Origin of the sequence: Vibrio sp. St2, assembly GCF_947311885.1 — a bacterium.
Classification (GTDB): domain Bacteria; phylum Pseudomonadota; class Gammaproteobacteria; order Enterobacterales; family Vibrionaceae; genus Vibrio; species Vibrio coralliilyticus.
The window spans coordinates 292,147-316,820 of the sequence record NZ_CAMZNA010000002.1 but is presented as its reverse complement, the minus strand read 5'-3'; the positions used below and the strand labels follow the sequence as shown (position 1 = coordinate 316,820).

The window sequence follows — 24,674 nt, the reverse complement described above, 5'->3', positions numbered from 1 at the left end:
ATGGTTTGGTGGCTTTATTGGCTCGATGATTGTATGACTAATATCGCATATCGAGATTGCACTACTTCGCTTTTTTACATCATCTTGTTTAATTATCATGCCAATTAACATTGACAATCGCCTGTCTCGCTTCTGACATTGAGTGTTTATTGCCTCATTATCTTATGCGCAATGCGATTGGTTCCTACCAGACAGAAAAGGTACAGATGAAACTTAAAGTAACGGCTTTTTGTATTGCCACTGTTGTTGCCCAGCCAAATGCCTTTGCGGCCGAAGAAGTGACAGAAGAGCTTAATAGCCAAACTGTTTACATCGATGAAAGTGACGATTGGGTGAAATTGAAATCCGGTGAAGTGCTAAAAGGTGAATTGACTGGAACTGTTAAAAAGGAATCTAACTCATACGATCAGGAAATCGAATTCGACAGCGATGACCTTGGCGATCAGGAAATTGAACTTGAAGATGTCTCTGTCCTTGAGACAGCAAGTTATTTCACCATCCGCACGGCTAGCGGAGAGATCCATGACGGCTATTTATCAATCCGAGATAACAAGCTCTATCTGAAAAAAGGCGATCAGGAACAATCATTCCCGGTTACTCAGGTGGTTTCTATTTACCGAGGCTCTGAGAAAGATTCGGATTATTGGACTGCGGATTTATTCTTCGGTCTAGATATCAGCAAAGGGAACACTGATGAGTTTTCGATGCTGGGTGAAGTCGAAGCTGAGCGAAATACGGTGGAGTCTAGAACCAAGCTTAATGCACGCCATGAAGTGTCTGAATCCAACGAAGAGAAAACGGCTCAGAAGAGTCAGTTTGACGGCTCTTACGATATTTATATCAACAATCGACTGTTTTTCAGGCCGATCAAGTTCTCAGCGTTGAGTGACGAATTTCAGAACTTGGATTATCAGGTAAACGCTTCGATGCAGGTGGGTTACTTCTTTATCGCCAACTCTGATACAGAGTGGGATGTATCGATTGGTCCGGGTATGCAGTACAGTGAGTTCTCAACAGTAGAAGAGGGCGAAGACTCAAGTGCCAGCAGTACGATTTTGACCTTAGAATCAAACTTCGAATACGAGTTGACCAAGGACATCGACTTTAGTTACACCTATAACCTAGATTGGGCGAGTGATGACGCGGGTGGTATGCGCCATAAAAATGATCTTGGATTTGATATCGACTTAGTCGGCGATCTGGAATTCAGTATCAAAGCCACTTGGGATCACGTCTCGCAAACCAAGGCCGATTCGGATGGTGTCGTACCAGAAAAAGACGACTACAAAATCAATTTCGGTCTGAGTTACGAAATCTAATAAAACGAAAAAGCGAAGCTATCGAGCTTCGCTTTTTTGATTATTGATTTTCGTCGGCGTCTTGTCGCTTGATTACCTTATGGCCGTCTTCTGACACACCTTGTTTCCAGTAACTGCTGATGTAGATATTCTCGCGAGCCACTTCCTTTTCATTACGGAAGTACTTCCTTAGTTTGCGCATTGAATCAAATTCACATGCACACCAAACGGAAGCGTTGCCCTCTAACCAAGGCAGGCTTCGTACTTGCTCTTCAAGAGATTGTGATGCAGTGAGCCAGATAACCTTGACGTTTTCTGGAGCCTCAATTGGCTGAACATCTGCTTCTGATTCAACCTGAATAACAGCGTAACCTTTTGCCTGTTCAGGTAGGCTTCGAACTTTAACACTTAAAGCTGGCAGAGCCGTCATGTCGGCGACCATAAAGAACCAATCTGCTTCCAGATTTAAGGCCGAAATGGACCCTGGCCCTGCAATAGCGATGTTGTCATTAACCTGAGCTTGCATTGCCCAACGTGCAGCGAAACCACACTGTAAATCCTGAGTGATGTGGCGAACAAAATCGACTTCAACTGTACAGGCTACTGGGTCAAAATGGCGAATTGTGTAAGTTCGCATCACGGGGCGTTCTTCTTCACCTAGTTGACTTAAATCTGTACCACCTTCTCGATTAAACAGGAGCTTGATGTAGCCGCCAGTGCAATCGGCTGGAAATTCAGCTAACTCTGAGCCATGCAGCGTAATACGTTGCATGTTCGGAGTGATTGCTTGTGTTGACTGGACGGTAAGTGATTTTGCTGATGGCTTCTTCATACTTCTACTCGATAATTATTCTCTTTCGCATTTAGATTAACAGCACTTTCGTCAGCGAGACAGTATCTTTAACATTATTTACATTGAAGCGCTTGATCACAGCATCGGCAAGGTTGAACCGACTAGCAATGCCGCCATAAGCACATTAAAACTCCTCACTCTGATATTGCTTGTTAACCAGCGCTGGAGCTCACGACCAGCAATGATCCAGAAGCTTCCCGATGGAAAATTCACCAGTAAGAAGGTACAAGCGATGATCGAAAGCTCAAACCAGCCGCCGCCGTTACTGTACAAAGTGACTGAGCTAAGTGCCATTGACCAGCCTTTAGGGTTTACCCATTGGAAACTGGCTGCGCCTAAAAAGGTCATTGGCTTGAAGTCTTCAACGTCTTTCGCTTTACCACTGAGGGCAATTTTAATCGCCAGATAGCCAAGGTAAGTTAGGCTGACATATTTGAGAATTTGGTGAGTCACTGGATAAGCTTCAAAAATGCCCGTCAGACCAATACCGACCAACATCACCATAAAAGCAAACCCAAAGGCTATCCCTGACATATGAGGTAGAGTTCGTCTGTAACCTACATTTGCTCCTGAGGTCATCAGCATAATGTTGTTAGGCCCCGGAGTGAAGGTCGAGACAAAGGCAAAAAGCACCAGAGCGCCAAGTTGTTCTAATTCCATGATGGACTCCTGTTCTTGCTTGGAGAAGCAAGATTATTGCGTTGAATGAATTGTCTGACCGGTCGAGTTCTATATTAGGTGGATTGGGGCGCAATTTTGTGTTTTTATTCGAAGGTTAACCTGAAATTGCACAATATAGAGGCGACATGGATAAGTTTGACGAAAGAATATTGCACGAGCTGAAATTGGACGGAAGGATCTCTAATGTTGATCTCGCTGAACGGATTGGTTTATCACCTTCAGCAACATTGCGAAGAGTGCAGGAATTAGAAAAACAAGGCGTTATTAAAGGCTATCGTGCTGTATTGGATAGCAGCCAACTTGGTGTTGGATTTGCTGCCTATGTTTCCATTGGTTTGGCGAGTCACAGAAAACAAGCTCAGTTAGAGTTTGAAGAGCATGTCAGATTTGTTGACGAAGTCGTAGAGTGCCACAACATTACCGGCTCAAATGAGTACCTGCTTAGAGTTGAGACTAAGGATCTTCCTAGCTACAAGAAGTTTCACGCCGATGTGCTTGGTGAGTGCCGACAGGTGAACTCTATTACCACTATGGTGGTGATGGACACACCTAAAGATGAACGCTAGTAACATCAGTTTTTCCGAATAATACCACTCACCAATTTCATTAAGCTGTAAAAGTCACCCCATAAAGAGCTAACGCTATGAGTTGGCTCTTTTTATTGTCATTAATCAGACATTAGTTCGCCACTTAAACGTCATCGCTTAGCCATCAAAGCTTCACGCCGTTTATCTAGCTTAACCGTATCTCATATTTCGAGCATTGTGCTCATGGAAAATATAAAGGTAACTAAGATGAAAAAAGCAGTGTTAGCTTCAGCGGTAATCGCAGCTATGGCGTCGGGCTCTTCTTTAGCAGCAACCGTTTACAGTTCTGATGGTACCGAGTTGAAAATCGGTGGACGAGTTGAATTTCGTGGTGATTTTATTGGCACTTCTGATGGTGCTGAAATCGAAGGATCTATGGATGACAGCACACGAGCTCGTATCAACCTTAAAGGTCAAACCCAACTTAGCGAATCTTTGACTGGTTTTGGTGTTTACGAGGCTGAGCACAAAACTGGTGCTGGTGCTTCAAACAGTGACAACTCGGACACTGAAATTGAAAACCGCTACATGTACGCGGGCATGAAGGGTAACTTTGGTGAACTCTCATTTGGCCGTCAAGATATGGCGTCAGTTATTGTTTCTGACATGACGGATATTACTGAATTCTCTGGTATTCAGCAGACTATCGGCTCTTCGAGCGACAAAGAAGATAGCGTGATTGCTTACTCTGCTTACCTAGTCGAGGCTTTGCAATTAAAAGCGACTTTCCGTGCGAACGATGAAAAAGACAAAGATGGTTACAGCTTGGCAGGTTTCTATTCATTGCCAATGGGGCTTGATCTTGGCCTTTCGTTCTCTGGCGCAGATCTGGGTACAGGTAGCGGTAGCGAATCACAGATCCTAGCGGGTTTGGGTTACACATTTGATGCTTTATACCTAGGTGCAAGTTATTCAACGGGTGATTTGGATGACAAAGCAACAGGTGCGACTAATAAAGAATTCACAGCAATGGAATTTGTAGCTCAGTACCAATTCACGGATCAATTCTCAGCAGCGGCGCTTTACACCAATCAGGAAAATGAAGCGGCAAACGGCACGAAAGCTGATGCGAGCGATGGCGTAGAAGTGGTGGGTTACTACAAATTCAATGGTAACTTCCGTACTTACCTTTCTTACTACCTGAATGGTTTGACGGAAGTTAAAGACGCCAGCGGCATCGTGACTGCTGGTGAAGATACCCTACGTTTAGGTGTACGTTACGACTTTTAATTAAGGTGTTTCCATCTAAATCGAAGCCAGGCATCAGCCTGGCTTTTTTATTACAGGTAATTTAAATAAACATTAATTAATCTCGGCGTTTTCTTTAACTAGATATATTTGTTTTGTTAATGAAATTTCATTGATTTATATGTCTGTAACTATATGAAATTAAACAAATAATATTGTGGGCTTGGTCACATTTTGTCTCTAGAATTGCCGCCTGATTTTATATGGGAATATTCCCGAATCAAGGAAGACGCTAACTAATTGATTGAGATTAATTCAATGCAACAATCATTAAATAACTTGTCTATTCGCCGTCAGGTCTTATTACCTGTATTACTAACAACGATTACTCTGCTCGTCGCACTTTGGATTACAAAGAACAACTTGCAAGAAGAGCAAGCAACGACTGCCTCTAACACAGATTCTCTAATCTTTTATAAAGATACGCTGGCAAACATCGATGATCAGGTATACCCGCTGAGAATCAGTGCCGTGTATGCGATTTATGATGCATCTCGTCGCGAAGTCTTCCTGAACGAATTGAGAGCTGGAATGGCTCAGATTCAAAAAGACCTCGACATGATGGCATCGAGAAAAACATTTCGTGATGATGTGAATGTGGTACGCCGTGCCATTGAGAGTTACGTCAGTTTTTCCAACCGCTCGGTTGAATTGTTTACTCGTCGTGATAACGGTGCGGTCAGTGAACAGGAATACAACAACTTCATTGCTCAGTACCGTAACGCGGGTAATGAAATGGTCGGTGCAATCAATACATTATCTCAAAAAGTGAATGAATTTGCTGGTAAAGCAATGGAACAGAGCACTCGCAATAACGAGAAAGTTCAGAACACTGCGATGTATACGGTATTGGCTGTTTTGGCGGCTTCTCTTTTTGTCGCTTGGCTGCTATCAGGCATGATCGTAACGCCTATCCAAAAGTTACAATCGGTGATGCGCGAAATTGCTCAAGGTAACTTGAGCGCTCGTGCGGATTCTGAAGGTGAAAACGAAGTCGCTCAGCTAAGCAAAGATGTGAATTCCACGGCTGAACAACTGCACATGACGGTAGACGAGTTGATGCGTATTAGTGAAGAAGTAGCATCGGCATCTACTGAACTAGCGGCAGTGATGACGCAAGCTGAAGGTAATGCTCAGCAAGAGCTGGCGGAGATTGAGCAAGTGGCTTCTGCTGTCAACGAACTGGCTAGCACAGCAGATAATGTCAGTGACAATGCTCAGCTCGCTGACTCCACGGCACGTGAAGCTGATCAATTGGCAAAATCAGGGCTACAAATCTTCCAAGAGAGTAGTGAAGCCAGCGCACAGATGAGTCATGCACTGAATAATGCGGCTCAGGTTGTACTGACTCTTAAAGAGCAATCAGAGCAAATTAGTGATGTGATTGAAGTGATTCGTGGCGTCTCTGAACAGACAAACTTGCTAGCGCTGAACGCAGCGATTGAAGCGGCGCGAGCAGGGGAGTCTGGTCGTGGTTTTGCTGTAGTCGCGGATGAAGTCCGAATGCTGGCAGCTCGCACTCAAGAGTCGACTGGCGAAATTCAAGCGATCATTGAAGAGTTACAGAAGCAATCCGGCTTAGCAAACGACAGCATGCAGGTGAGCTTGGAAATGTTAGATAAAAACAATCAACTGGCGAAACAAGCTAACGAAGCGTTGGTCGGTATTACCGAGTCAGTGGTTAATATTAATGACACCAATACTCAGGTGGCCACGGCAGCCGAACAGCAGTCTCAGGTCACTCAGGATATCAACCGAAACGTGGTGAACATGTCTGAGTTGGTTAACCAAAACGTAACGGGCATTAGCCAAAGCGCGAGTGCTAGCTCGGAGCTGTCACAGTTGGCAGAAAAACAGAAAGCGCAGCTTTCGTTCTTCAAGCTTTAAGTTGTCATTGTTTTCATTCCAAAGGGCTGTTGAGCGCTCATCAGCCCTTGTTCTTATTTAAGACATTTCTGTGACATGGATTGTTATTTTATTTGATTTGGTTACAATGCTCGTTCGCTCCTGAATTGTGCATTCGTATTTGCGCAGAAAAGGACAAAACTCTCGTCTTTAACCTTTTGTTTTCTCAGTTAATGACATGATTTTAAATTGCATGTGTTGCTTGGTGTGCAACACCACTGTAAAGGACAGTTAAATGCCTATTATTACTCTTCCTGACGGCAGTCAGCGTCAATTTGACAACCCAGTTTCTACTCTTGAAGTCGCTCAATCTATCGGTCCTGGTCTTGCGAAAGCAACCATCGCAGGTCGTGTAGATGGCAACCGTGTTGATGCATGCGATCTTATCGAACAAGATGCAAGCCTAGAAATCATCACAGTTAAAGACGAAGTAGATGGCCTAGAAATCGTTCGCCACTCATGTGCTCACCTACTTGGTCACGCGATCAAGCAGCTTTTCCCTGAAGCGAAAATGGCGATTGGTCCAACTATCGACAATGGCTTCTACTACGATATCGATCTAGAGCACTCTCTAACGCAAGAAGATCTGGATAAGATCGAAAAGCGCATGAAAGAGCTGGCTAAGACCAAATACCAAGTAATCAAGAAAAAGGTTAGCTGGCAGGAAGCTCGCGATGCATTTGAAGCTCGCGGTGAAACGTACAAGATTGAAATCCTTGACGAGAACGTATCTCGTGACGATCGTCCAGGCTTGTACCATCATGAAGAATATATCGATATGTGTCGTGGTCCTCACGTACCACATATGGGTTTCTGTCAGCACTTCACGCTACTTAACGTAGCTGGTGCTTACTGGCGTGGTAACAGCGACAACAAGATGCTTCAGCGTATCTACGGTACTGCATTCCACGACAAAAAAGCGCTGAAAGCGCACCTAACTCGTTTAGAAGAAGCGGCGAAGCGTGACCACCGTAAGATTGGTAAGCAGTTAGACCTATTCCACATGCAGCAAGAAGCACCGGGTATGGTGTTCTGGCACCACAATGGTTGGTCTATCTTCCGTGATCTGGAAGTCTTCATCCGCGCTAAGCTAGATGAATATGGTTACCAAGAAGTAAAAGGCCCATTGATGATGGACCGAGTGCTTTGGGAACGTTCTGGTCACTGGGACAAATACGCAGATGCGATGTTCACGACGTCTTCTGAGAACCGTGAATACGCGATCAAGCCAATGAACTGCCCAGGTCACGTTCAGATCTTTAACCAAGGTCTTAAATCATACCGTGATCTACCGCTACGTATGGCGGAATTTGGTTCGTGTCACCGTAACGAACCTTCTGGTGCGCTACACGGTATTATGCGTGTACGTGGCTTCACTCAGGATGATGCACACATCTTCTGTACTGAGAGTCAAATCCAAGAGGAAGTGACTAGCTGTATCAAGATGGTTTACGATACGTATCAAACATTTGGTTTCGATAACATCGTCGTTAAGCTATCGACTCGCCCTGAGAAGCGTGTGGGCTCAGATGAGATCTGGGACCAATCTGAAGAAGCGCTTAAGCAGTCTCTTGAAGCAATGAATATTGAATATGAGCTTCAGGAAGGCGAAGGTGCATTCTACGGCCCTAAAATTGAATTTACGCTGCATGACTGTTTAGACCGTGCATGGCAGTGTGGTACGGTTCAGCTAGACTTCAACCTACCAGGCCGTCTAGGTGCGACTTATGTGGATGAAAACAACGAACGTCAAGTTCCTGTAATGATTCACCGTGCTATCCTAGGTTCACTAGAACGATTCATTGGTATTCTGATTGAAGAATACTTCGGTTTCTTCCCGACTTGGCTATCTCCGGAGCAAGCAGTAATTATGAATATTACTGATAAGCAATCGGATTATGCTCAGGAAGTGGCCCAAAAACTACAAAAATGTGGAATTAGAGCTAAAGCAGACTTGAGAAATGAGAAGATTGGCTTTAAAATCCGCGAACACACTTTGAAGCGTGTACCGTATATGCTGGTTTGTGGCGACCAAGAGATGGAAGCTGGAGAGATTGCAGTACGTACTCGTAAAGGTAAGGATCTCGGCAAGTTTAAAGTGGATGACTTTATTTCATACATCCAAGACGAGATTTCAAGCCGTAAGCTCAATCTGGAGGAATAAACTATTAAAGGCGGAAGACGCGGCCAAGTACCGGCCAAACAAAATGCTCATCGTTTAAACGGTGAAATTCGTGGCGTTCGTGAAGTTCGTTTGACTGGCGCTGATGGCGAGTCAGTTGGCGTTGTTTCTATTCAAGAAGCAGTAGCAGCAGCTGAAGAAGCGGGTATGGATCTAGTAGAAATCAGTCCAAACGCTGAGCCACCAGTATGTCGAGTAATGGACTACGGTAAATTCCTCTTTGAGAAGAGCAAATCTGCTAAAGAGCAGAAGAAGAAGCAAAAACAGGTTCAGATTAAGGAAGTAAAATTCCGTCCTGGAACTGATATTGGAGACTATCAGGTAAAACTACGCAACCTGACGCGTTTCCTTGAAGAAGGCAACAAAGTGAAGGTAACAATTCGCTTCCGTGGCCGAGAAATGGCACACCAAGAGATCGGTGTTGACGTTCTAAATCGTCTTAAGGAAGACACTGTTGATTTAGCAGTAGTGGAATCTTTCCCTAAGAAGATCGAAGGTCGTCAGATGATCATGGTTCTTGCCCCTAAAAAGAAGTAATTAACGGCTTACAAGTAATTAAACCCTGCCGTTTTTAAACGGCGGGGTTTTATTCGCCCTGATTACATGTTTATTAAACTACTACAATGCGGAGTTATTCATCATGCCTAAGATGAAAACCAACAAAGGTGCTGCTAAGCGTTTCAAGAAAACTGCTGGTGGTATTAAGTTCAAGCACGCTACTAAACGTCACATCCTGACTAAGCGTACTACTAAGAACAAGCGTCAACTACGTCCAAACGCAATCCTTCCTAAGTGTGAAGTGGCTGCAGTTGTTCGTATGATGCCATACGCTTAATTCTTTTTAGTTTATTTATCGTTTAGTTTAGGAGAAGCATAATGCCTCGCGTAAAACGTGGTGTACAAGCTCGTGCACGTCATAAGAAAGTTCTAAAACAAGCTAAAGGTTACTACGGTGCACGTTCACGTGTTTACCGCGTAGCTTTCCAAGCAGTTACTAAAGCTGGTCAATACGCTTACCGTGACCGTCGCAACAAGAAACGTCAATTCCGTCAACTATGGATTGCACGTATCAACGCGGCATCTCGTCAGAATGGTCTATCTTACAGCCGTTTCATCAACGGTCTTAAGAAAGCATCTATCGAGATCGACCGTAAGATCCTTGCTGACATCGCGGTATTCGACAAAGCTGCATTCGCAGTTCTAGTTGAAAAAGCGAAAGCTGCTCTTTAATTAGAGTTAGTTATTAGGATTAAGAAAAGGGGAGCTTCGGCTCTCCTTTTTTGTTTCTGCTATTCCCACATTTCGTTCAAGATGACCAACCCCTACGGTATTGGTCAAATGTTTCAATCCATTTATTACTTTTCTTCTGCCAATATATTGGATAGCAAGTCACAAATCGCACGATTAATCTGGCTTAACTATTAGACATTGCTGTGACTGTGCTCCATCTATGCGCAATTAGGCACAATTGAGATTAAGATGCTGTCTTGATATGGGCTAAGAGAAAGGGACGTCGTGCACGATTATATTATTGTTGGTGGAGGCATTGTGGGTGCGTCTACTGCATGGCAGCTAAAACAAAAATACCCAGCTAAGCGAATACTTCTGTTAGAGAAGGAAGCCGATTTTGCGCAGCATCAAACAGGTCACAATAGCGGTGTGATTCATGCTGGCGTTTACTATCAACCCGGAAGTCTCAAAGCGGACTTTTGTAAGCGTGGCGTGCAGGCGACCATCGATTTCTGTCAGCGTCACGGTATCGACGTAGAAAACTGCGGGAAGCTCATTGTCGCAACGACAGACGCTGAATTAGAGCGGATGGAAGCTCTTTTTGAACGTTGCCAGCAAAATGAAATTGATGTTGAATTGCTCGACCAAGCTCAACTGAAGTTGGCAGAGCCCAATATTACGGGCTTAGGTGCTATCTACGTTAAGCAGACAAGCATTGTCGATTACAAGAAAGTTGCTCAATGCATGGTTGAAGAATTCACGGCCTCTGGTGGGTTGATTGGGTTGAGAACGAGAGTCGTAGCCGCGCAAGAGCTTGAAGAGGAGATTCAGCTTACGTGTGTCGCAGATGGGCAAACAATGCAGCTTAATACCCGACATCTGATCACTTGCAGCGGTTTAATGGCAGACAGAATGACGCGAATGTTGGGGATTAAAACTGATTTTCAAATCATCCCCTATCGAGGCGAATACTACCAATTACCTGAGAAACACAATCAAATCGTTAATCACCTGATTTACCCCGTTCCTGACCCTGAGTTACCGTTTCTTGGGGTACACCTTACTCGCATGATAGATGGTAGTGTGACGGTAGGGCCCAATGCGGTGCAAGGCTGGAAGAGAGAAGGGTATTCGAGGTTTAACTTCAGCCTACGTGATACGTTGCAAATGTTGTTGTTTAAAGGCTTTTGGCGTGTCTCAGCGAAACACTTAAATACTGGGCTAGAAGAGTTTAAAAACTCATGGTGGAAGCCGGGCTATCTCAAGTTAATCAATAAATATTGCCCTGCAGTGGCATTGGAAGATTTGCAACCGTATCCAGCAGGTGTGCGTGCTCAGGCTGTGCTAGAAGACGGTACACTGGTACATGATTTTTTGTTTTCTGAAAGTGTTCGAAGCCTTCACGTCTGCAACGCACCTAGCCCTGCAGCTACTTCAGCCATTCCGATTGGCGAATATATTTGCAAAAAAATAGAAGAGAAGTTCGAGTAAAGCAGTAGTGCTTCAGGTTATCTATTAATCATAAAGGGCAGAGCCGGTAATGGCCTCTGCCCTTTTTGATTTATGTAATGAAGTTATGGACAAAGCGGCCCAGGCTTGGCAATTCGCTCAATCATATAATCATCCCGAAGGTTCCGATTGACCACGGCATGCCACACTTCGCCATTTTCGAGGGTAAATTCAATGGCGTAATTCATCCCGCTGACCACTTGGGTCCTCACCTGATTGATTTGTTTGACGGGGGATTCGGTGTTCATCTGGCCCAGAATGGTATCCATCGCCCTCATGACTTCAGGCGTTATGCTTGAGGTCGACCATCCACCAGGCAACCCTTTTTCCATGCATATTGGATTTTGAGCGAGTTCCTGTTCCGGCTCGGGCTGCGATTGTGTAGCACAGCCTGCAAGTACCAATACAGAGATCACTGACGAAGCAAAAATTCTGTTCATTATTATTGTGCCTTGATGTTAAGAATGTAAGCGAAGCTTAGGTCAATCTATTACTTAGAGTGCGTGGCTTCCGTTCAATTAATCATAGAGATTTAGACGTTCAACAGGTTAAATTTAGGTCAGAGTTGGGCATGAGGAAAGGTGTTGCCGCTTTTAAGTGCGATACGAGCTAACGCGTGAAGTCAGGATAGATGGTTGTCAGAGGTTTCTATGGAATATCAGCCAGCTAAAGCGCATTCAAAAATTCTGGTATTTAATTTGCTGGTAATTTAACCAGCGCACACTCTCTAAAGGTGTGGGAGCTATAATTATAATGTTCTCAGCAGTGTTGGGCAGAGGAATGGATGATGGAAAAATGGGGATTGTTAACAGCGCTCTGTTTTGCTTTAACTGGCTGTAGTACCAAGTTTGTTTATAACAACATGGATTGGTTGTTGGTTGAGTATCTGGAAGATTTTGTTGAATTAAATGACGAGCAAGAAGAACTGGTCAGTGAAAAAATTGAAGTGCTCAGCGATTGGCATCGACGGGAAGAGATTCCAAATTATATCCAGCATTTGGATCAGCTCATTGCGCTTGATCCTAAATCGTTTACTGAAGAAGACTTAAAGCAGCAAGAAGCGCAATTCCAGAGCCATACTCAAAGACTGGTCAGCCAGATAGCGCCAGAAATGTTTGCATTAGCGAGTGAGCTGTCTGACGACCAAGCTGAAGAGCTAATGGATAATATTCGTGTTCGACATACACGTTATAAAAAGAAATATCAGAAGCTCACTGAAGACAAAATTCGTGAAAACTATGAAGAAAAAATCACCGAGAATTTTGATGACTGGCTAGGTTCTGTAACGCCTGAACAAGAACGAATGATTCAGGAGTGGACCTCCCAACTCTATGTAACTTCATATGACTGGATAGATCATCAAACCAAAATGCGAGTGGAAATGAATGCTTTGCTTACCAATCGTATGCAAGTCGGATATTTTCAACCTCATTTCCAACAGCTGATGTTTAATCCCGCTAGTTTTTATTCGATGGAGTTGGAGCAAAAGATTGGCCACAATAAAGCGGTTGCCGATAAGTATTTGGTTAAAATAATAAACTCAGTGACAGACAAACAGACCGCGTATTACCGACAAGAGCTGCGTGATTGGAAAAACATCGCACTCGATATTCAGTGATCTAGTTGGCGTAGTAAGCCATTTCATCGTATTCCAAAGGGGCAAAAAATTTGCCCCTTTAGTTTACCTGAGGAGAGAACGCCGCTACATTGGGCTAATAATCCTCAACTGAATCAAAAAGATGGAATGGATTCTATTGTTTGTAGCCGGAGTGCTTGGCGGAATTCTTAACAGCGTTGCAGGTGGTGGTAGTTTCATCACGTTTCCTAGTTTACTGTTTGTTGGCGTGCCTCCTGTTATCGCCAACGCAACTAATACTTTTGCCGCTTGTGCTGGTTACGTCAGTGGTGCTTACGGCTTTCGCCAAGACATCGGTAAACATCCTCAAACCATTCTGTTTACAGTTATCCTGAGCTTAATCGGTGGCGCTTTAGGGGCTTACCTATTGCTGAGCGTGTCTGAATCTCTGTTTCTAGAAGCCATCCCTTGGTTGCTGTTGTTTGCGACGGTGTTGTTCTTATTCGGCAACAAAATCAGTGAGTGGTCTGGAAAACTGGTTCGTAAGGGCTCTGTAAGCCCCGTTTGGTCGACCATCGCACTTTCCTTGTTTTTGGTTTTGGTCTCCGCATATGGAGGCTTCTTCAACGCTGGGCTAGGGGTCATCGTACTGAGTTATTTGGTTCTTGCTGGGTACAAAGACATTAACCAAATGAATGGCCTTAAGCTTTTGGTGTCTTCCTGCGTTTCTCTAACGGCCATCTTAGTATTTGTTCTGGATGGCTCAATTGACTGGCCTAGAGGGATTGTCGTGATGCTAGGGACGCTATCTGGAGGTTACGCCGCTGCACGGGTATCGCGTAATGTGCCTCAGCAATACGTCAAAGGTTTTGTGGCGGTATCGAGCGTTTTGATGACTACATACTTTTTCTACGATGTTTATTGGGCGTGAATGAATCGACAGATCATAGTTAGTCATGTTGTGTCTCATAAATAACCACATAAATTATGATGAAATTCTAAGTTTGCTGATGTGTTGGTAAGCAAGTTGTTAAATATTTGATACGTTTAGTTTCTATACTGAGAAACTGCTTCAAATTATCACAACAACAAAGGTTACTCATTGCATGTTTGATTACACAGCGTTCAACCAGACGGCTGCTCAAAATCAGGACATCATCTCCAAGCTGAACGAAATCTATGCTCTGGCAATGAAGTCTTACCCACCGCTCTCCCGTTTTTCCATCGCCTTGATTGGTAACAATACCGTGTCTAATTATTATGTCAGAGACAAGCTGGCAGACATCGGTCGATATGATTATCTTGAGCAAGAACTAAGAGAAAACTCGTCACTTACCAGTATTGCATTTACCGCTAATATTCGAATTGTCGACTGTTTGCGCGACATGCTTCAGACAGAGCGAATCAAGGAACTGATTAAACTCGGTCATAGTAGCAGCTACACCTTTCCCATTTCTTATCAGGGAAAAACGATTGGCTTCATATTTTTCAATGCTTCTGAAGATGGTTTTTTCAGCCTTAGCAACAGTCAACGAGACTTTGCCTACCTGTCGCAGCTCATCGCAGGCTTGTTTGTCCAATTGTATGAAAACCAGAAACATTTTCAGTCTACCTTGGCGGTTGCGTTGAATATGGGGCACGCTCGTGATCCCGAAACGCAAGAGCATCTGACGCGGATGGGAATGTACAGTGAGCTGATTGCCCGTTTACTGTCAGAAAACGTTGCTGAAGTGACACACCCATTTATTCATCGTATCCGTTTGTATGCGCCCTTTCATGATATTGGCAAGTACATGATTCCTGATGAGATTCTGTACAGTAATCGTCGATATACACCTCAGGAGCGAGAAATAATGAACCGCCACACGGTTTATGGTGAAGGTATTATCGACGATGTAATTTCGCTATCGAGTGTGAACTCCGTTTCGGGTGAAGAAATCGCGTTTATCAAGAATATCGTCCGTCATCACCATGAACATTTTAATGGAAAAGGGCTCCCTGATGGTTTGAAAGGTGAGTCGATTCCGCTCGAGGCTCGGATTGTCACACTGGCGGATGTCTTTGATGCATTGCTCAGCAAAAGAGCCTATAAGCCAGCGTGGTCAGTGGAACAGGTGGTGGAATATATCGAAGAAAATGAAGGTGTTATCTTCGATCCACAGTGCGTCAGGGTTCTAGTGTCTAACCTCGAACTGTTTCTTGATATTCGAGCGACCTACGTTGATCGAGCTGAAGCGGTAGACGCTATAGCTTCGTGATCGAAGCGCAATTATGAATCACATTGTTAGATGTTTTGATAAGGATTTAGGTTAATTTTTGCCCGAAAGTGCCACAATGACTGTGTAGAAAAAGCGCGCTCTACCTACCTCACTTTTTCCCTTTCTTTTCTCTTGGTAGGAGGAGTTATGGACAGAAAACTAGGTCGTGTGATGTCAGGCAGCAGAATGGTAACATTTATTGCTTTTCTGGCGGCAACCTTTGCCTGGATTTTAAAGATGCCGGCTTTGTTCACCGTTTCAGTGGTAGCGTTGATCGCCAGTGGCATGTTGTATTGGAATGACAAGCGTAAAGAAAGCGACAAACACGAAGAAGCCTGACAGTAAAAGAGCGCCCTAGGGCGCTCTTTATGTTTAGAAGAAACCGAGTGGGTTAACGTCATAGCTAATAAGTAAGTTTTTGGTGTTCTGGTAGTGATCCAGCATCATCTTATGCGTTTCACGGCCAATACCTGACTTCTTATAACCACCGAAGGCAGCGTGCGCTGGGTAGGCATGGTAACAGTTCACCCAAATACGACCCGCTTCGATGTTGCGACCCATGCGGTAGGCTAGATTGGCATCTCGCGTCCAGACACCTGCGCCTAAGCCATATTCGGTATCGTTCGCAATGGCAAGTGCTTCGGCTTCATCCTTAAACTTAGTAATGGCGATGACTGGGCCAAAGATTTCTTCCTGGAAGACACGCATCTTATTGTTGCCTTCAAGAAGTGTTGGCTGAATGTAGTAACCCGATTCGATATCGTCTTTTTGCTGAGCGACTTCACCACCGAACACAACTTTCGCGCCTTCTTGGCGGCCTATCTCTAGGTAGCTCAGGATCTTGTCAAATTGTTCCTGAGAAGCTTGTGCACCTACCTGAGTGTCTGTATCCAGCGGGTTACCTTGCTGGATGCTCTTTGCACGTTCGGCCACTTTGGCGATGAACTTGTCGTACACGGACTCATGCACCAATACACGTGAAGGGCAGGTACAGACTTCGCCTTGGTTGAAGAAGGCTAATAGCGTACCTTCGATACACTTCTCCAAGTATTCGTCTTCATGGTCGAAGATGTCCGGGAAATAGATGTTAGGTGACTTACCGCCCAGTTCCACAGTTGAAGGAATTAGGCTATCGGCTGCACATTTAAGAATGTGGTTACCGACTTGAGTCGAGCCTGTGAAAGCGATCTTGGCAATACGGTTACTGGTGGCTAGTGCTTGACCCGCTTCACTACCAAATCCGTTGACGACGTTTACTACGCCTGCTGGAATCAAATCACCGATCTTTTCCATCAAAAGCAAGATAGAAGTTGGGGTTTGCTCAGCCGGTTTCAAAATCACACAACAACCTGCCGCGAGCGCTGGAGCCAGTTTCCAAGCTGCCATCAGCATAGGGAAGTTCCATGGAATGATCTGGCCGACAACACCAATAGGTTCAGGGAAATGGTAGCTCGCGGTATTCACATCAAGCTCGGCAGCGCTGCCTTCTTGAGCGCGGATACAGCCCGCAAAGTAGCGGAAATGGTCGACTACAAGAGGAAGATCCGCTGCAAGAGTTTCACGCACTGGTTTGCCGTTTTCCCATGTTTCTGCCACGGCAAGCTCTTCAAGGTGCTGCTCAATGCGATCGGCAATCTTGAGGAGAATATTGGAACGCTCTGTTACACTCGTGGCTGCCCAGCTCGCTCTGACATTATGCGCCGCATCAAGTGCCAGGTTGATGTCTGCCTCACCTGAACGAGCAACTTTACAGTAAGCTTGCCCATTGACTGGTGAAGTGTTGTCAAAGTATTCGCCAGACACAGGTTTCACCCACTCTCCACCAATGTAGTTGTCGTAATGGGTTTTGAAGTTAACCACCGAATCCTGACTGCCTGGTTGTGCGTAAATCATAGAAATATCCTTATTATTTTCTCGTTCAAGTTATGTTTGAAGCTGTCACCAACAGGTGAACACTTCAGTTACCATTCATCTAACTAACGCAAATCACAGACCAATTGTTAAAAACTTGTTGTGACTTTGTTCTGGCGCTAGAGTGTTCAAGGCTTAGACTGTGTTGTTTTAAACGCATGGAGATGGAATTGGGTGTTAACAAAATGTTCACCTGTTCCAAAATGGCACACCCCAAATGCTCAAGAGTGGAACAGGTATGGAACTACAAACCCACCAACCAGACAGTTGGCTCATGTCCTCATGGCAGAGAAGTACTAATGCGGGCCTCAAACAGGTAAAGAAACCTGAAGACATTAACGTGTCCAACGCATTGCTCAAAGAGCGACGTTATAAGGCTCAAGGCGTGATTGAAGCTGTGGAGCAGTGCGCTTTGCCTTTGTTTAATCAAGTTCTTTCTCGAACAGATAGCCGGTTGATTTTGACGGATGATGAAGGGGTCATTCTTGCGAGTTGGGGGCAGGAAAGATTCCGAGAAAAGTTGATGTCGATAGCGCTGGATTCAGGCAGTTGCTGGCAGGAAAGGCTAAAAGGGACGAATGCGATTGGAACGGCACTGTTCGAAAAGAAAGCAGTGTCTATTATTGGAGAGCAGCACTTTATCAAACAGCATCGCTTCATTAGTTGCTCAGCGAGCCCGTTATTTAACCATCGTGGTGAACTGGTTGGCATTCTCGATATAACCAGTGAGCAAAGCAAACATGATGTGACTACGCAGCTATTAGTCCAGAATATGGTGCAGCTGATTGAAAACTACCTGTTGACGCAAATCCCTGAGGGAGTATTGCAAATTAACCTTGCGCACAATGAGTCAGTTTTAAAGAGTGGCTGGCAAGGCATAGTGATTGCTGATGAAAATGGTCAGGTGGTGGCACACAATCAGGTCGCCACTCAACTTATCCCTAAGGCAGCACTTGTTGGAGAGCATGTCGAGAGCCTTCTCAAGCAGCCAGAGCAGAGCGCGCAGTTCGTCTTTGAAAAACGGACCTTAGGCCAGAAGCCGGTCCAGAAAAAATGGCTCAGCGTATCGAGTGAACTTCACTATGGTGATCACCAAGTTGAACAAGCGTGGCAACAGGCAAATAAAGTGTTGGGCTGTGATATTAGTCTGTTAATTCTCGGAGAAACGGGAGTTGGTAAAGGCGAATTCGTCAAAGCGCTACACAAACACAGTGCCCGATGTAAGCAGCCGCTTGTCACTGTTAATTGCGGGGCACTACCTAAAGATTTGATTGAATCTGAGCTATTTGGTCATGCGTCTGGAGCGTTCACCGGGGCGAGTAAGCACGGCTATTCAGGGCGGGTGAGACAGGCGGATAAAGGCATCTTATTTCTGGATGAAATCGGGGAAATGCCGCTTGATGCGCAGTGCCGTTTGCTATCTGTCCTGCAAGACAAAGTGGTTATGCCTGTGGGTTCGGCTCAATCCTATCAAGTGGACATTCAGGTGATTGCCGCAACGCATCAGGATTTAAACCAACTGGTCGCTCAGGGACGCTTTAGGCAGGATCTCTTTTATCGATTGAATGGCTTAGTGATTACTCTACCTTCACTGTATCAGCGCGAGGACAAAGCCGCCTTGATTCGGGCAATTCACGCAAAACACCAACAAAACTCCCAGCAAATCTCGGCGTGGCTAATGCAGTTATTGCTCAATTATCGTTGGCCAGGCAATCTGAGAGAGTTGGATAACCTTCTCAAAGTCACCAGCTTGATTGCTAGCGATGTAGAAGAAATCAGTATTGAGCATGTGCCTACTCACTTTGCCCAGCCATTGTTAGAAAACACTCCGGTGCAAAGTGAAGTGGTAGAACAAGATTTGAAATCAACGCTTAATAGCACATTGGTCGATACATACCATGCGCATAACGGAAATGTTAGCAAGGTGTCCCGAGTGCTGGGAATCAGCCGGAACACCGTTTATCGAAAGCTCAAAGCATTGGGGTTGCTCAAAACTAAATGATGGTCTGGTGTGAAATCTCGGGATGATAAAGAGGCTGGATGACGTGACCTTCCGGATCGCGGCAATGGAAGCTTCTCGCACCATCGCTGTGATCATGAGGCGCGTCGAGCAGTGTGACTCCTTTCTCTTGCATGAACTCATACCAATGATGGAGCTCATCTTTACTTCTAACAATAAAACCAAAGTGATCGACGCTGATGGGCGAGCATACCCGTTGTGACTGGGCGCGACCAAGTGAGAGGTTATCGCAGCCGTTAGTCAGGTAAACCAGATTATCACTTGCTCGTCTCAACACTGACATGCCCATGATATCAGTGTAAAAAGCCTCGCACTCTTCGAATTTCTGAACCACTAAAGCAATATGTCTCATACCATTAAATGGAGCAGGTCTGTCCATAATTACACTTCCTTGTATTTTATTTTAAGTTAAATTGTATACAATAATGTGATTGTATTGCAATAATGATGGAATTTATCAAGGAAGGTAGCTAATTATGTACTGCATAATCGTCTCCAATCGAGTAAAGAAAGGTAGGGAAGAAGACTACATCACTATCATGAATGAAAACGCCAAAGCGTCCTGTCAGAATGAGTTGGGTTGTGTACAATTTGACGTAATCAGAGATCTCAACGACCCGCAGCTCTTCCATCTGTACGAGATTTATCAAAGCCAAGAAGCTTTGGCTGTGCACAAACACACTGAGCATTATCTGGCAAGTCGAGTTCAGTTAGCTGATATAGTAGTTGAACAGTCAGTCATTCGTGCGGATGTCGTAGCAACAAATTCAAAATAACAATCAAAAGGAAACAATGTGATGATTTGGAAAGTCTATCTTAGCGGTGAAATTCATACCGATTGGCGCGAACGTATTGTGGAAGGTGCTCAGAAACAGGATCTGAATATTGAATTCTATTCTGCGAATACCGATCACGACTCCAGCGATGCAGCGGGTGACGTACTCAGAGAGAATGAGTCAGGCTTTTGGCGTGACCACCAATCGTCCAAAGTCAACGCCATTCGAACGTCTACTCTTATCAAACAGTGTGATATTGGCGTGGTGCGCTTTGGTGATAAATATCGTCAGTGGAATGCCGCATTTGATGCAGGTATGTTAGCGGCACTTGATAAGCCGTATATAACGCTTCACGAGGAGTCTTTGATTCACCCGCTTAAAGAAGTCGATGCTGCGGCAATGGCGTGGGCGGAGTCACCGGAACATGTCGTCGAGCTCCTAAAATACGTTACGAGTCAGAATTAAAAAAAGAGCGCCAAAACGGGCGCTCTTTTTACTGAAACCTAGCCTTTACAGTCCGCCCTGTTGCTGCGCCTGTTTTACTAATGCCTGACGTTGAGCTTCCTTAGTTTTTACCACTTCACTTTCCTTTTTCGCTTTAGCTTCTTCAATAGAAGGAACAAAGACAAAGTACTTATTAATAGTCATTTCAAGAACCTCAATTTAGATTGTTATAAACCATCCAGGTTAAGCTATTCACCAATGCCGTTGTGAGAACTCACACGACTCCTTGTTGTAGGTTTCAAAAAATAGAGGATGCGAGCTAGGCTAACATCCTCCATAACGTCTTAATTGTAGTAGGAGTTTCGGGTATTACAAAATACCGTACTAAGCCCCTTTAAGCATATTTATACGTCGTAAGTAGTAGACGCTGTGTCGCCGCCTGTGCCAGTCCAGTTCGTGTGGAAGAATTCACCACGTGGACGATCAGTACGCTCGTAAGTGTGAGCACCGAAGTAGTCACGTTGAGCTTGAAGTAGGTTCGCTGGCAAACGCGCTGTAGTGTAACCATCTAGGAACGACAGTGCAGAGATAGTACAAGGCATTGGGATACCTGCTTCTAGCGACTTAGCCGCGACTTTACGCCATGCGCTCAGGCTGTTTTGCAGAATGTCTTTGAAGTAGTCATCTGAACCTAGGAACGCGATGTCTGGGTTTGCTTCGTACGCATCACGGATGTTACCTAGGAATGCAGAGCGGATGATACAACCACCACGCCACATTAGCGCTACGTTACCGTAGTTTAGGTCCCAACCATTCTCGTTAGATGCTTCGCGCATTAGCATGAAGCCTTGAGCGTAAGAGATAATCTTAGAAGCCAGTAGAGCTTGGCGAAGTGCATCAACCCACTCTTGCTTGTCACCTTCAACTGGTGTGATTGTTTTGCCGAATAGAGATTCAGCTTCAACACGTTGATCTTTCAGGGCAGATAGGCAACGAGAGAATACAGACTCAGAGATTAGAGTCAGTGGAATACCTAGGTCTAGCGCGTTGATACCTGTCCATTTACCTGTACCTTTTTGGCCAGCAGTGTCTAGGATCTTCTCTACTAGTGGCTCACCGTCTTCATCTTTGTAGCCAAGGATGTCCGCTGTGATTTCGACTAGGTAGCTGTCTAGCTCAGTTTTGTTCCAGTCAGCGAATACCGCTTGCATCTCGTCTGCAGACATACCGAGACCATCTTTCATGAACTGGTACGCTTCAGTGATCAGCTGCATGTCGCCGTATTCGATGCCGTTGTGAACCATCTTAACGAAGTGGCCAGCACCGTCGTTACCAACCCAGTCACAACAAGGCTCGCCAGCGTCAGTTTTGGCAGAGATACCTTGGAAGATAGGCTTAACCGCTTCCCAAGCTTCCGCAGAACCGCCAGGCATGATTGAAGGACCGAAACGAGCACCTTCTTCACCACCAGATACACCAGTACCGATGAAGTGGATGCCTTTTTCACGACAATGTGCAACGCGACGGTTTGTGTCTGGGTAGTTAGTGTTACCACCATCGATGATGATGTCGCCTTCGTCTAGAAGCGGGATTAGGTTGTCAATGAACGCATCTACAACAGCACCAGCACGAACCATAAGCATCACTTTACGTGGTGCTTCTAGTTTCTCTACTAGCTCTTCCAGAGAGTATGCACCAACGATGTTAGTGCCTTTTGCTGGGCCTTCAAGGAATTCGTCTACTTTCGCAGCAGTACGGTTGTGAGCAACCACTTTAAATCCGTGATCGTTCATGTTCAGGATAAGGTTTTGACCCATTACTGCTAGGCCAATTACACCGATATCACCTTTCATTTTTCTCTCCAATTTCTCTAAAAATGGACGCTCGCATTACGCGATTTTTGCTGCTGCGTCTGAATCTAAGTACCACTCGGTCTCACCAGCTTTAGACTGGATTTTCGCAGCTGGATAAGGCAGCTCGCTTGCCGGAGTAGTATGAATTTCGTTTACGATCTCAACTTTGCCTGCACCAAGTACAAGGTAGCTGATACGTTTAGCGGCTTCTAAAACTTTCGCTGTTTTAGAAACACGAATCTGGCCTGATTCAGGATGAGAAGCTAATACCGATAGGTTCTCGTCTTGATAATCAGTTTGACCTGGGAACAGTGATGCTGTGTGTCCATCTGCACCGACGCCTAGCAGAATCCAATCGAAGACAGGCGTGCCGTTTTCCGTTGGAATCACATCCGCCATCTCTCGTGCGAATCGCTCAGCTTCTGCTTTTGGCTCTTCTTCACCACGGATGCGATGGATGTTTTCAGCTGGTAGGTTCACTTTGCTAAATAGCAAAGCGTTCGCTTCACCGTAGTTACTTTCTGCGTCGTCAGGTGCGACGCAGCGTTCATCGCCCCACCAGAAGTGTAGGTTATTCCACTGGATAGACGTAGCGTATGTATCGGTTGATAGCAGCTTAAACAGCATTTTAGGTGTGCTACCACCCGATAATGAAATATGAACAGGTCGACCAAGTTCGCTGAACGCTTTCATGTCGTTCGCTAAGCTTTCTACTACCTGTTCTGCTGTTGGGAAGATCTTATGGTTGATCATAGTTCGCAGTAGTCCGTGTCTGTTAGGTTCTTACATGGGAAACGCCAAGCGCGGTTTGCGCGCTGAAGTAGATCGTCTGCTTCTTTTGGTCCCCATGTGCCACAGGCGTAACCAAATAGCGCTTGTGGGTCTTGTTTGAAATCGAGAATTGGCTGAACGTACTTCCAGCAAGCTTCTACCGCATCAGTACGTGCAAATAGAGTAGCATCGCCATTCAAAGCATCAAGTAGTAAGCGCTCATACGCGGTTAGCATCTGAGTCTCTTCCAAGTCATTGTAAGAGAAGTTCATCTTCACTTCTTTGGCTTTAAAACCAGCGCCTGGCTCTTTTAGGCCAAAGCTCATCTGAATGCCTTCATCCGGCTGAATACGAATGATGAGTTTGTTTTCAGGCGCGTTCTGACCAAACACTGGGTGCGGCGTGTTCTTAAAGTGGATAACCACTTCTGTTACGCGTGTTGGCAATCGCTTACCGGTACGTACGTAGAATGGTACACCGTTCCAACGCCAGTTGTTGATGTATGCTTTTAGGCCGATGTAGGTCTCAGTCCGTGAATCGTCAGCGACGCCGTTTTCTTCTCGGTAGCCCAGTAAGTGCTCGCCGCGAACGTCAGATGCGGTGTACTGCCCAAGAACAAGGTCTTTACGCAGTGACTCTTCGTCTAGAGGTTTCAGACACTGTAGAACTTTAACCACTTCGTCACGCATAGAATCTGCGTTAATTTGTGCTGGTGGCTCCATACCAACCATTGCGAGAACTTGCAGTAGGTGGTTTTGGAACATGTCGCGTACCGCACCAGAGCCGTCGTAATAACCGCCACGTTCCTCTACGCCAAGGAATTCTGCACCGGTAATTTCAACGTATTCGATAAAGTTACGGTTCCAAAGCGGTTCAAACATCGCATTTGAGAAGCGCAGAACCAGTAGATTCTGTACTGTTTCTTTACCAAGGTAATGGTCGATACGGTAGATTTGGTGCTCTTGGAAGTGTTCGTGAATTTCTTTATCGAGCTTTTGAGCAGACTCTAGATCGTAACCGAACGGCTTTTCGATGATTAGGCGTTTCCAACCATCCTCTTCGTTACTTAGACCATGTGTAGCAAGGCTTGCAGGAATAACGCTGTATAGGCTTGGTGGAGTAGCTAAGTAGAATAGCGTGTTACGTTGCTCGAAGTTGTACTGTTCGGACAGTTGGTCAAGACGGGTAACCAGTTTGCTGTAGTCTGCGGTATCAGAGGTATTGATCGCTTGGTAGTGCAAGTGATTAATGAATGCATCTAGCGTTGCAGGCTCAGTTTTTTCCATTTCCTGAAGTGAGTGCTTCAGTTTTTCGCGGTAAGACTCGTCGCTATATTCTGTGCGGCTGACACCCAGAATAGCGAAGTTTTGTGGAAGCTGCTTACTCGCATAAAGGTGGTATAGAGCAGGGATTAACTTACGATACGTTAAGTCTCCCGAAGCACCAAAAATAACGATGCTGCTGTTTTCTGGTATTACCATCATCTTTCCCTTAGAAACGAGGTAGTTATCATGTGCCGTCAATGCTGGCCTTTGGAAGAGCCAACCCTATCAACGGGACTTCAAAATTGAT

At 45.1% G+C, this 24,674-nt stretch carries 25 protein-coding genes; 16 read left to right on the top strand and 9 right to left on the bottom strand.

The window, feature by feature from the left end; all coding sequences use genetic code 11:
• Positions 1-206: 206 nt before the first annotated feature.
• On the top strand, positions 207-1,319 hold the full coding sequence (locus QMA41_RS07935; RefSeq protein ID WP_029236103.1) for a DUF481 domain-containing protein: 1,113 nt from the start codon (positions 207-209) through the stop codon (positions 1,317-1,319).
• Between the two features lie 40 nt (positions 1,320-1,359).
• On the opposite strand, the gene QMA41_RS07930 is transcribed toward QMA41_RS07935, so the two are convergent.
• Both QMA41_RS07930 and QMA41_RS07925 read right to left on the bottom strand, forming a co-directional pair.
• The gene (locus tag QMA41_RS07930; protein ID WP_038161757.1) at positions 1,360-2,130 is read right to left on the bottom strand and encodes a siderophore-interacting protein; all 771 of its coding nucleotides are present in this window, start codon (positions 2,128-2,130) and stop codon (positions 1,360-1,362) included.
• 96 nt (positions 2,131-2,226) lie between these two features.
• On the bottom strand, positions 2,227-2,811 hold the full coding sequence (locus QMA41_RS07925; protein ID WP_281629313.1) for a LysE family translocator: 585 nt from the start codon (positions 2,809-2,811) through the stop codon (positions 2,227-2,229).
• Positions 2,812-2,957: 146 nt separating this feature from the next.
• Between QMA41_RS07925 and QMA41_RS07920 the strand changes: the two genes are divergently transcribed.
• The 8 genes from QMA41_RS07920 to lhgO all read left to right on the top strand — a co-directional run bounded on the left by QMA41_RS07920 (position 2,958) and on the right by lhgO (position 11,475).
• Positions 2,958-3,398 (top strand): Lrp/AsnC family transcriptional regulator, encoded by a 441-nt coding sequence (locus QMA41_RS07920; protein WP_281629312.1) that lies wholly within the window; start codon positions 2,958-2,960, stop codon positions 3,396-3,398.
• Between the two features lie 228 nt (positions 3,399-3,626).
• Positions 3,627-4,649 carry a porin gene (locus tag QMA41_RS07915; protein WP_281629311.1) on the top strand — a complete coding sequence of 341 codons (1,023 nt, stop codon included), beginning with the start codon at positions 3,627-3,629 and terminating at the stop codon, positions 4,647-4,649.
• 276 nt (positions 4,650-4,925) lie between these two features.
• Positions 4,926-6,554 (top strand): methyl-accepting chemotaxis protein, encoded by a 1,629-nt coding sequence (locus QMA41_RS07910; RefSeq protein ID WP_281629310.1) that lies wholly within the window; start codon positions 4,926-4,928, stop codon positions 6,552-6,554.
• Positions 6,555-6,807: 253 nt separating this feature from the next.
• Positions 6,808-8,736 carry a threonine--tRNA ligase gene (gene thrS / locus QMA41_RS07905; protein WP_006961291.1) on the top strand — a complete coding sequence of 643 codons (1,929 nt, stop codon included), beginning with the start codon at positions 6,808-6,810 and terminating at the stop codon, positions 8,734-8,736.
• A gap of 3 nt (positions 8,737-8,739) precedes the next feature.
• The gene (gene infC / locus QMA41_RS07900) at positions 8,740-9,291 is read left to right on the top strand and encodes a translation initiation factor IF-3 (protein WP_071881323.1); all 552 of its coding nucleotides are present in this window, start codon (positions 8,740-8,742) and stop codon (positions 9,289-9,291) included.
• A 103-nt stretch (positions 9,292-9,394) separates the two neighbouring features.
• Positions 9,395-9,589: a 50S ribosomal protein L35 gene (gene rpmI / locus QMA41_RS07895; RefSeq protein ID WP_019275792.1), complete on the top strand. Its 195-nt coding sequence runs from the start codon at positions 9,395-9,397 to the stop codon at positions 9,587-9,589.
• Positions 9,590-9,630: 41 nt separating this feature from the next.
• Complete coding sequence (gene rplT, locus QMA41_RS07890) at positions 9,631-9,984, top strand: 50S ribosomal protein L20 (RefSeq protein ID WP_004401084.1); 354 nt, start codon at positions 9,631-9,633, stop codon at positions 9,982-9,984.
• Positions 9,985-10,269: 285 nt separating this feature from the next.
• Positions 10,270-11,475 carry an L-2-hydroxyglutarate oxidase gene (gene lhgO, locus QMA41_RS07885; protein WP_064486464.1) on the top strand — a complete coding sequence of 402 codons (1,206 nt, stop codon included), beginning with the start codon at positions 10,270-10,272 and terminating at the stop codon, positions 11,473-11,475.
• 83 nt (positions 11,476-11,558) lie between these two features.
• Here lhgO and QMA41_RS07880 read toward each other — a convergent pair whose 3' ends face one another.
• Entirely contained in the window at positions 11,559-11,933 is a 375-nt protein-coding gene (locus QMA41_RS07880; protein WP_281629309.1) for a cystatin domain-containing protein, read from the bottom strand.
• Positions 11,934-12,277: 344 nt separating this feature from the next.
• Between QMA41_RS07880 and QMA41_RS07875 the strand changes: the two genes are divergently transcribed.
• The 4 genes from QMA41_RS07875 to QMA41_RS07860 all read left to right on the top strand — a co-directional run bounded on the left by QMA41_RS07875 (position 12,278) and on the right by QMA41_RS07860 (position 15,666).
• Positions 12,278-13,111, top strand: coding sequence for a DUF6279 family lipoprotein (locus tag QMA41_RS07875; RefSeq protein ID WP_281629308.1), 834 nt, complete (start codon positions 12,278-12,280; stop codon positions 13,109-13,111).
• Positions 13,112-13,232: 121 nt separating this feature from the next.
• The gene (locus tag QMA41_RS07870) at positions 13,233-14,000 is read left to right on the top strand and encodes a sulfite exporter TauE/SafE family protein (RefSeq protein ID WP_040121771.1); all 768 of its coding nucleotides are present in this window, start codon (positions 13,233-13,235) and stop codon (positions 13,998-14,000) included.
• Positions 14,001-14,175: 175 nt separating this feature from the next.
• Positions 14,176-15,327 carry an HD domain-containing phosphohydrolase gene (locus QMA41_RS07865; RefSeq protein WP_281629307.1) on the top strand — a complete coding sequence of 384 codons (1,152 nt, stop codon included), beginning with the start codon at positions 14,176-14,178 and terminating at the stop codon, positions 15,325-15,327.
• Positions 15,328-15,474: 147 nt separating this feature from the next.
• Positions 15,475-15,666 carry a hypothetical protein gene (locus QMA41_RS07860; RefSeq protein WP_006961283.1) on the top strand — a complete coding sequence of 64 codons (192 nt, stop codon included), beginning with the start codon at positions 15,475-15,477 and terminating at the stop codon, positions 15,664-15,666.
• A gap of 33 nt (positions 15,667-15,699) precedes the next feature.
• Here QMA41_RS07860 and QMA41_RS07855 read toward each other — a convergent pair whose 3' ends face one another.
• Positions 15,700-17,220 (bottom strand): aldehyde dehydrogenase family protein, encoded by a 1,521-nt coding sequence (locus QMA41_RS07855; protein ID WP_040121768.1) that lies wholly within the window; start codon positions 17,218-17,220, stop codon positions 15,700-15,702.
• 256 nt (positions 17,221-17,476) lie between these two features.
• Between QMA41_RS07855 and QMA41_RS07850 the strand changes: the two genes are divergently transcribed.
• A complete protein-coding gene (locus QMA41_RS07850) occupies positions 17,477-19,240 on the top strand; it encodes a sigma-54-dependent Fis family transcriptional regulator (RefSeq protein ID WP_281629306.1) in 1,764 nt (587 codons plus the stop codon).
• Here the strand turns inward: QMA41_RS07850 and QMA41_RS07845 are convergent.
• Positions 19,233-19,637, bottom strand: coding sequence for a VOC family protein (locus QMA41_RS07845; RefSeq protein ID WP_171349036.1), 405 nt, complete (start codon positions 19,635-19,637; stop codon positions 19,233-19,235). The genes QMA41_RS07850 and QMA41_RS07845 overlap by 8 nt on opposite strands.
• 97 nt (positions 19,638-19,734) lie before the next feature.
• Here QMA41_RS07845 and QMA41_RS07840 point away from each other — a divergent pair, with 97 nt between their 5' ends.
• On the top strand, positions 19,735-20,034 hold the full coding sequence (locus tag QMA41_RS07840; protein ID WP_281629305.1) for a putative quinol monooxygenase: 300 nt from the start codon (positions 19,735-19,737) through the stop codon (positions 20,032-20,034).
• Between the two features lie 21 nt (positions 20,035-20,055).
• Complete coding sequence (locus QMA41_RS07835; protein WP_281629304.1) at positions 20,056-20,499, top strand: YtoQ family protein; 444 nt, start codon at positions 20,056-20,058, stop codon at positions 20,497-20,499.
• A 45-nt stretch (positions 20,500-20,544) separates the two neighbouring features.
• Here QMA41_RS07835 and QMA41_RS07830 read toward each other — a convergent pair whose 3' ends face one another.
• From QMA41_RS07830 to zwf, 4 genes are all read right to left on the bottom strand, one after another.
• Positions 20,545-20,682 (bottom strand): hypothetical protein, encoded by a 138-nt coding sequence (locus tag QMA41_RS07830; protein ID WP_006961277.1) that lies wholly within the window; start codon positions 20,680-20,682, stop codon positions 20,545-20,547.
• A 200-nt stretch (positions 20,683-20,882) separates the two neighbouring features.
• Positions 20,883-22,331, bottom strand: coding sequence for a decarboxylating NADP(+)-dependent phosphogluconate dehydrogenase (gnd, locus tag QMA41_RS07825; RefSeq protein WP_281629303.1), 1,449 nt, complete (start codon positions 22,329-22,331; stop codon positions 20,883-20,885).
• A gap of 36 nt (positions 22,332-22,367) precedes the next feature.
• Positions 22,368-23,084 (bottom strand): 6-phosphogluconolactonase, encoded by a 717-nt coding sequence (gene pgl / locus QMA41_RS07820; protein WP_064486457.1) that lies wholly within the window; start codon positions 23,082-23,084, stop codon positions 22,368-22,370.
• Complete coding sequence (gene zwf / locus QMA41_RS07815; RefSeq protein ID WP_021456738.1) at positions 23,081-24,583, bottom strand: glucose-6-phosphate dehydrogenase; 1,503 nt, start codon at positions 24,581-24,583, stop codon at positions 23,081-23,083. The genes pgl and zwf overlap by 4 nt, the downstream gene beginning before the upstream one ends.
• Positions 24,584-24,674 lie beyond the last annotated feature (91 nt).

Coding starts and splice junctions, on each gene's coding strand:
- QMA41_RS07920 (WP_281629312.1), top strand. CDS start 2,958: ATGGATAAGTTTGACGAAAGAATATTGCACGAGCTGAAATTGGACGGA.
- QMA41_RS07850 (WP_281629306.1), top strand. CDS start 17,477: ATGGAACTACAAACCCACCAACCAGACAGTTGGCTCATGTCCTCATGG.
- QMA41_RS07865 (WP_281629307.1), top strand. CDS start 14,176: ATGTTTGATTACACAGCGTTCAACCAGACGGCTGCTCAAAATCAGGAC.
- QMA41_RS07845 (WP_171349036.1), bottom strand. CDS start 19,637: ATGGACAGACCTGCTCCATTTAATGGTATGAGACATATTGCTTTAGTG.
- QMA41_RS07860 (WP_006961283.1), top strand. CDS start 15,475: ATGGACAGAAAACTAGGTCGTGTGATGTCAGGCAGCAGAATGGTAACA.
- rplT (WP_004401084.1), top strand. CDS start 9,631: ATGCCTCGCGTAAAACGTGGTGTACAAGCTCGTGCACGTCATAAGAAA.
- QMA41_RS07875 (WP_281629308.1), top strand. CDS start 12,278: ATGATGGAAAAATGGGGATTGTTAACAGCGCTCTGTTTTGCTTTAACT.
- QMA41_RS07870 (WP_040121771.1), top strand. CDS start 13,233: ATGGAATGGATTCTATTGTTTGTAGCCGGAGTGCTTGGCGGAATTCTT.
- QMA41_RS07910 (WP_281629310.1), top strand. CDS start 4,926: ATGCAACAATCATTAAATAACTTGTCTATTCGCCGTCAGGTCTTATTA.
- pgl (WP_064486457.1), bottom strand. CDS start 23,084: ATGATCAACCATAAGATCTTCCCAACAGCAGAACAGGTAGTAGAAAGC.
- QMA41_RS07935 (WP_029236103.1), top strand. CDS start 207: ATGAAACTTAAAGTAACGGCTTTTTGTATTGCCACTGTTGTTGCCCAG.
- QMA41_RS07915 (WP_281629311.1), top strand. CDS start 3,627: ATGAAAAAAGCAGTGTTAGCTTCAGCGGTAATCGCAGCTATGGCGTCG.
- thrS (WP_006961291.1), top strand. CDS start 6,808: ATGCCTATTATTACTCTTCCTGACGGCAGTCAGCGTCAATTTGACAAC.
- QMA41_RS07835 (WP_281629304.1), top strand. CDS start 20,056: ATGATTTGGAAAGTCTATCTTAGCGGTGAAATTCATACCGATTGGCGC.
- QMA41_RS07830 (WP_006961277.1), bottom strand. CDS start 20,682: ATGACTATTAATAAGTACTTTGTCTTTGTTCCTTCTATTGAAGAAGCT.
- QMA41_RS07930 (WP_038161757.1), bottom strand. CDS start 2,130: ATGAAGAAGCCATCAGCAAAATCACTTACCGTCCAGTCAACACAAGCA.
- gnd (WP_281629303.1), bottom strand. CDS start 22,331: ATGAAAGGTGATATCGGTGTAATTGGCCTAGCAGTAATGGGTCAAAAC.
- QMA41_RS07880 (WP_281629309.1), bottom strand. CDS start 11,933: ATGAACAGAATTTTTGCTTCGTCAGTGATCTCTGTATTGGTACTTGCA.
- QMA41_RS07925 (WP_281629313.1), bottom strand. CDS start 2,811: ATGGAATTAGAACAACTTGGCGCTCTGGTGCTTTTTGCCTTTGTCTCG.
- rpmI (WP_019275792.1), top strand. CDS start 9,395: ATGCCTAAGATGAAAACCAACAAAGGTGCTGCTAAGCGTTTCAAGAAA.
- QMA41_RS07855 (WP_040121768.1), bottom strand. CDS start 17,220: ATGATTTACGCACAACCAGGCAGTCAGGATTCGGTGGTTAACTTCAAA.
- QMA41_RS07840 (WP_281629305.1), top strand. CDS start 19,735: ATGTACTGCATAATCGTCTCCAATCGAGTAAAGAAAGGTAGGGAAGAA.
- zwf (WP_021456738.1), bottom strand. CDS start 24,583: ATGGTAATACCAGAAAACAGCAGCATCGTTATTTTTGGTGCTTCGGGA.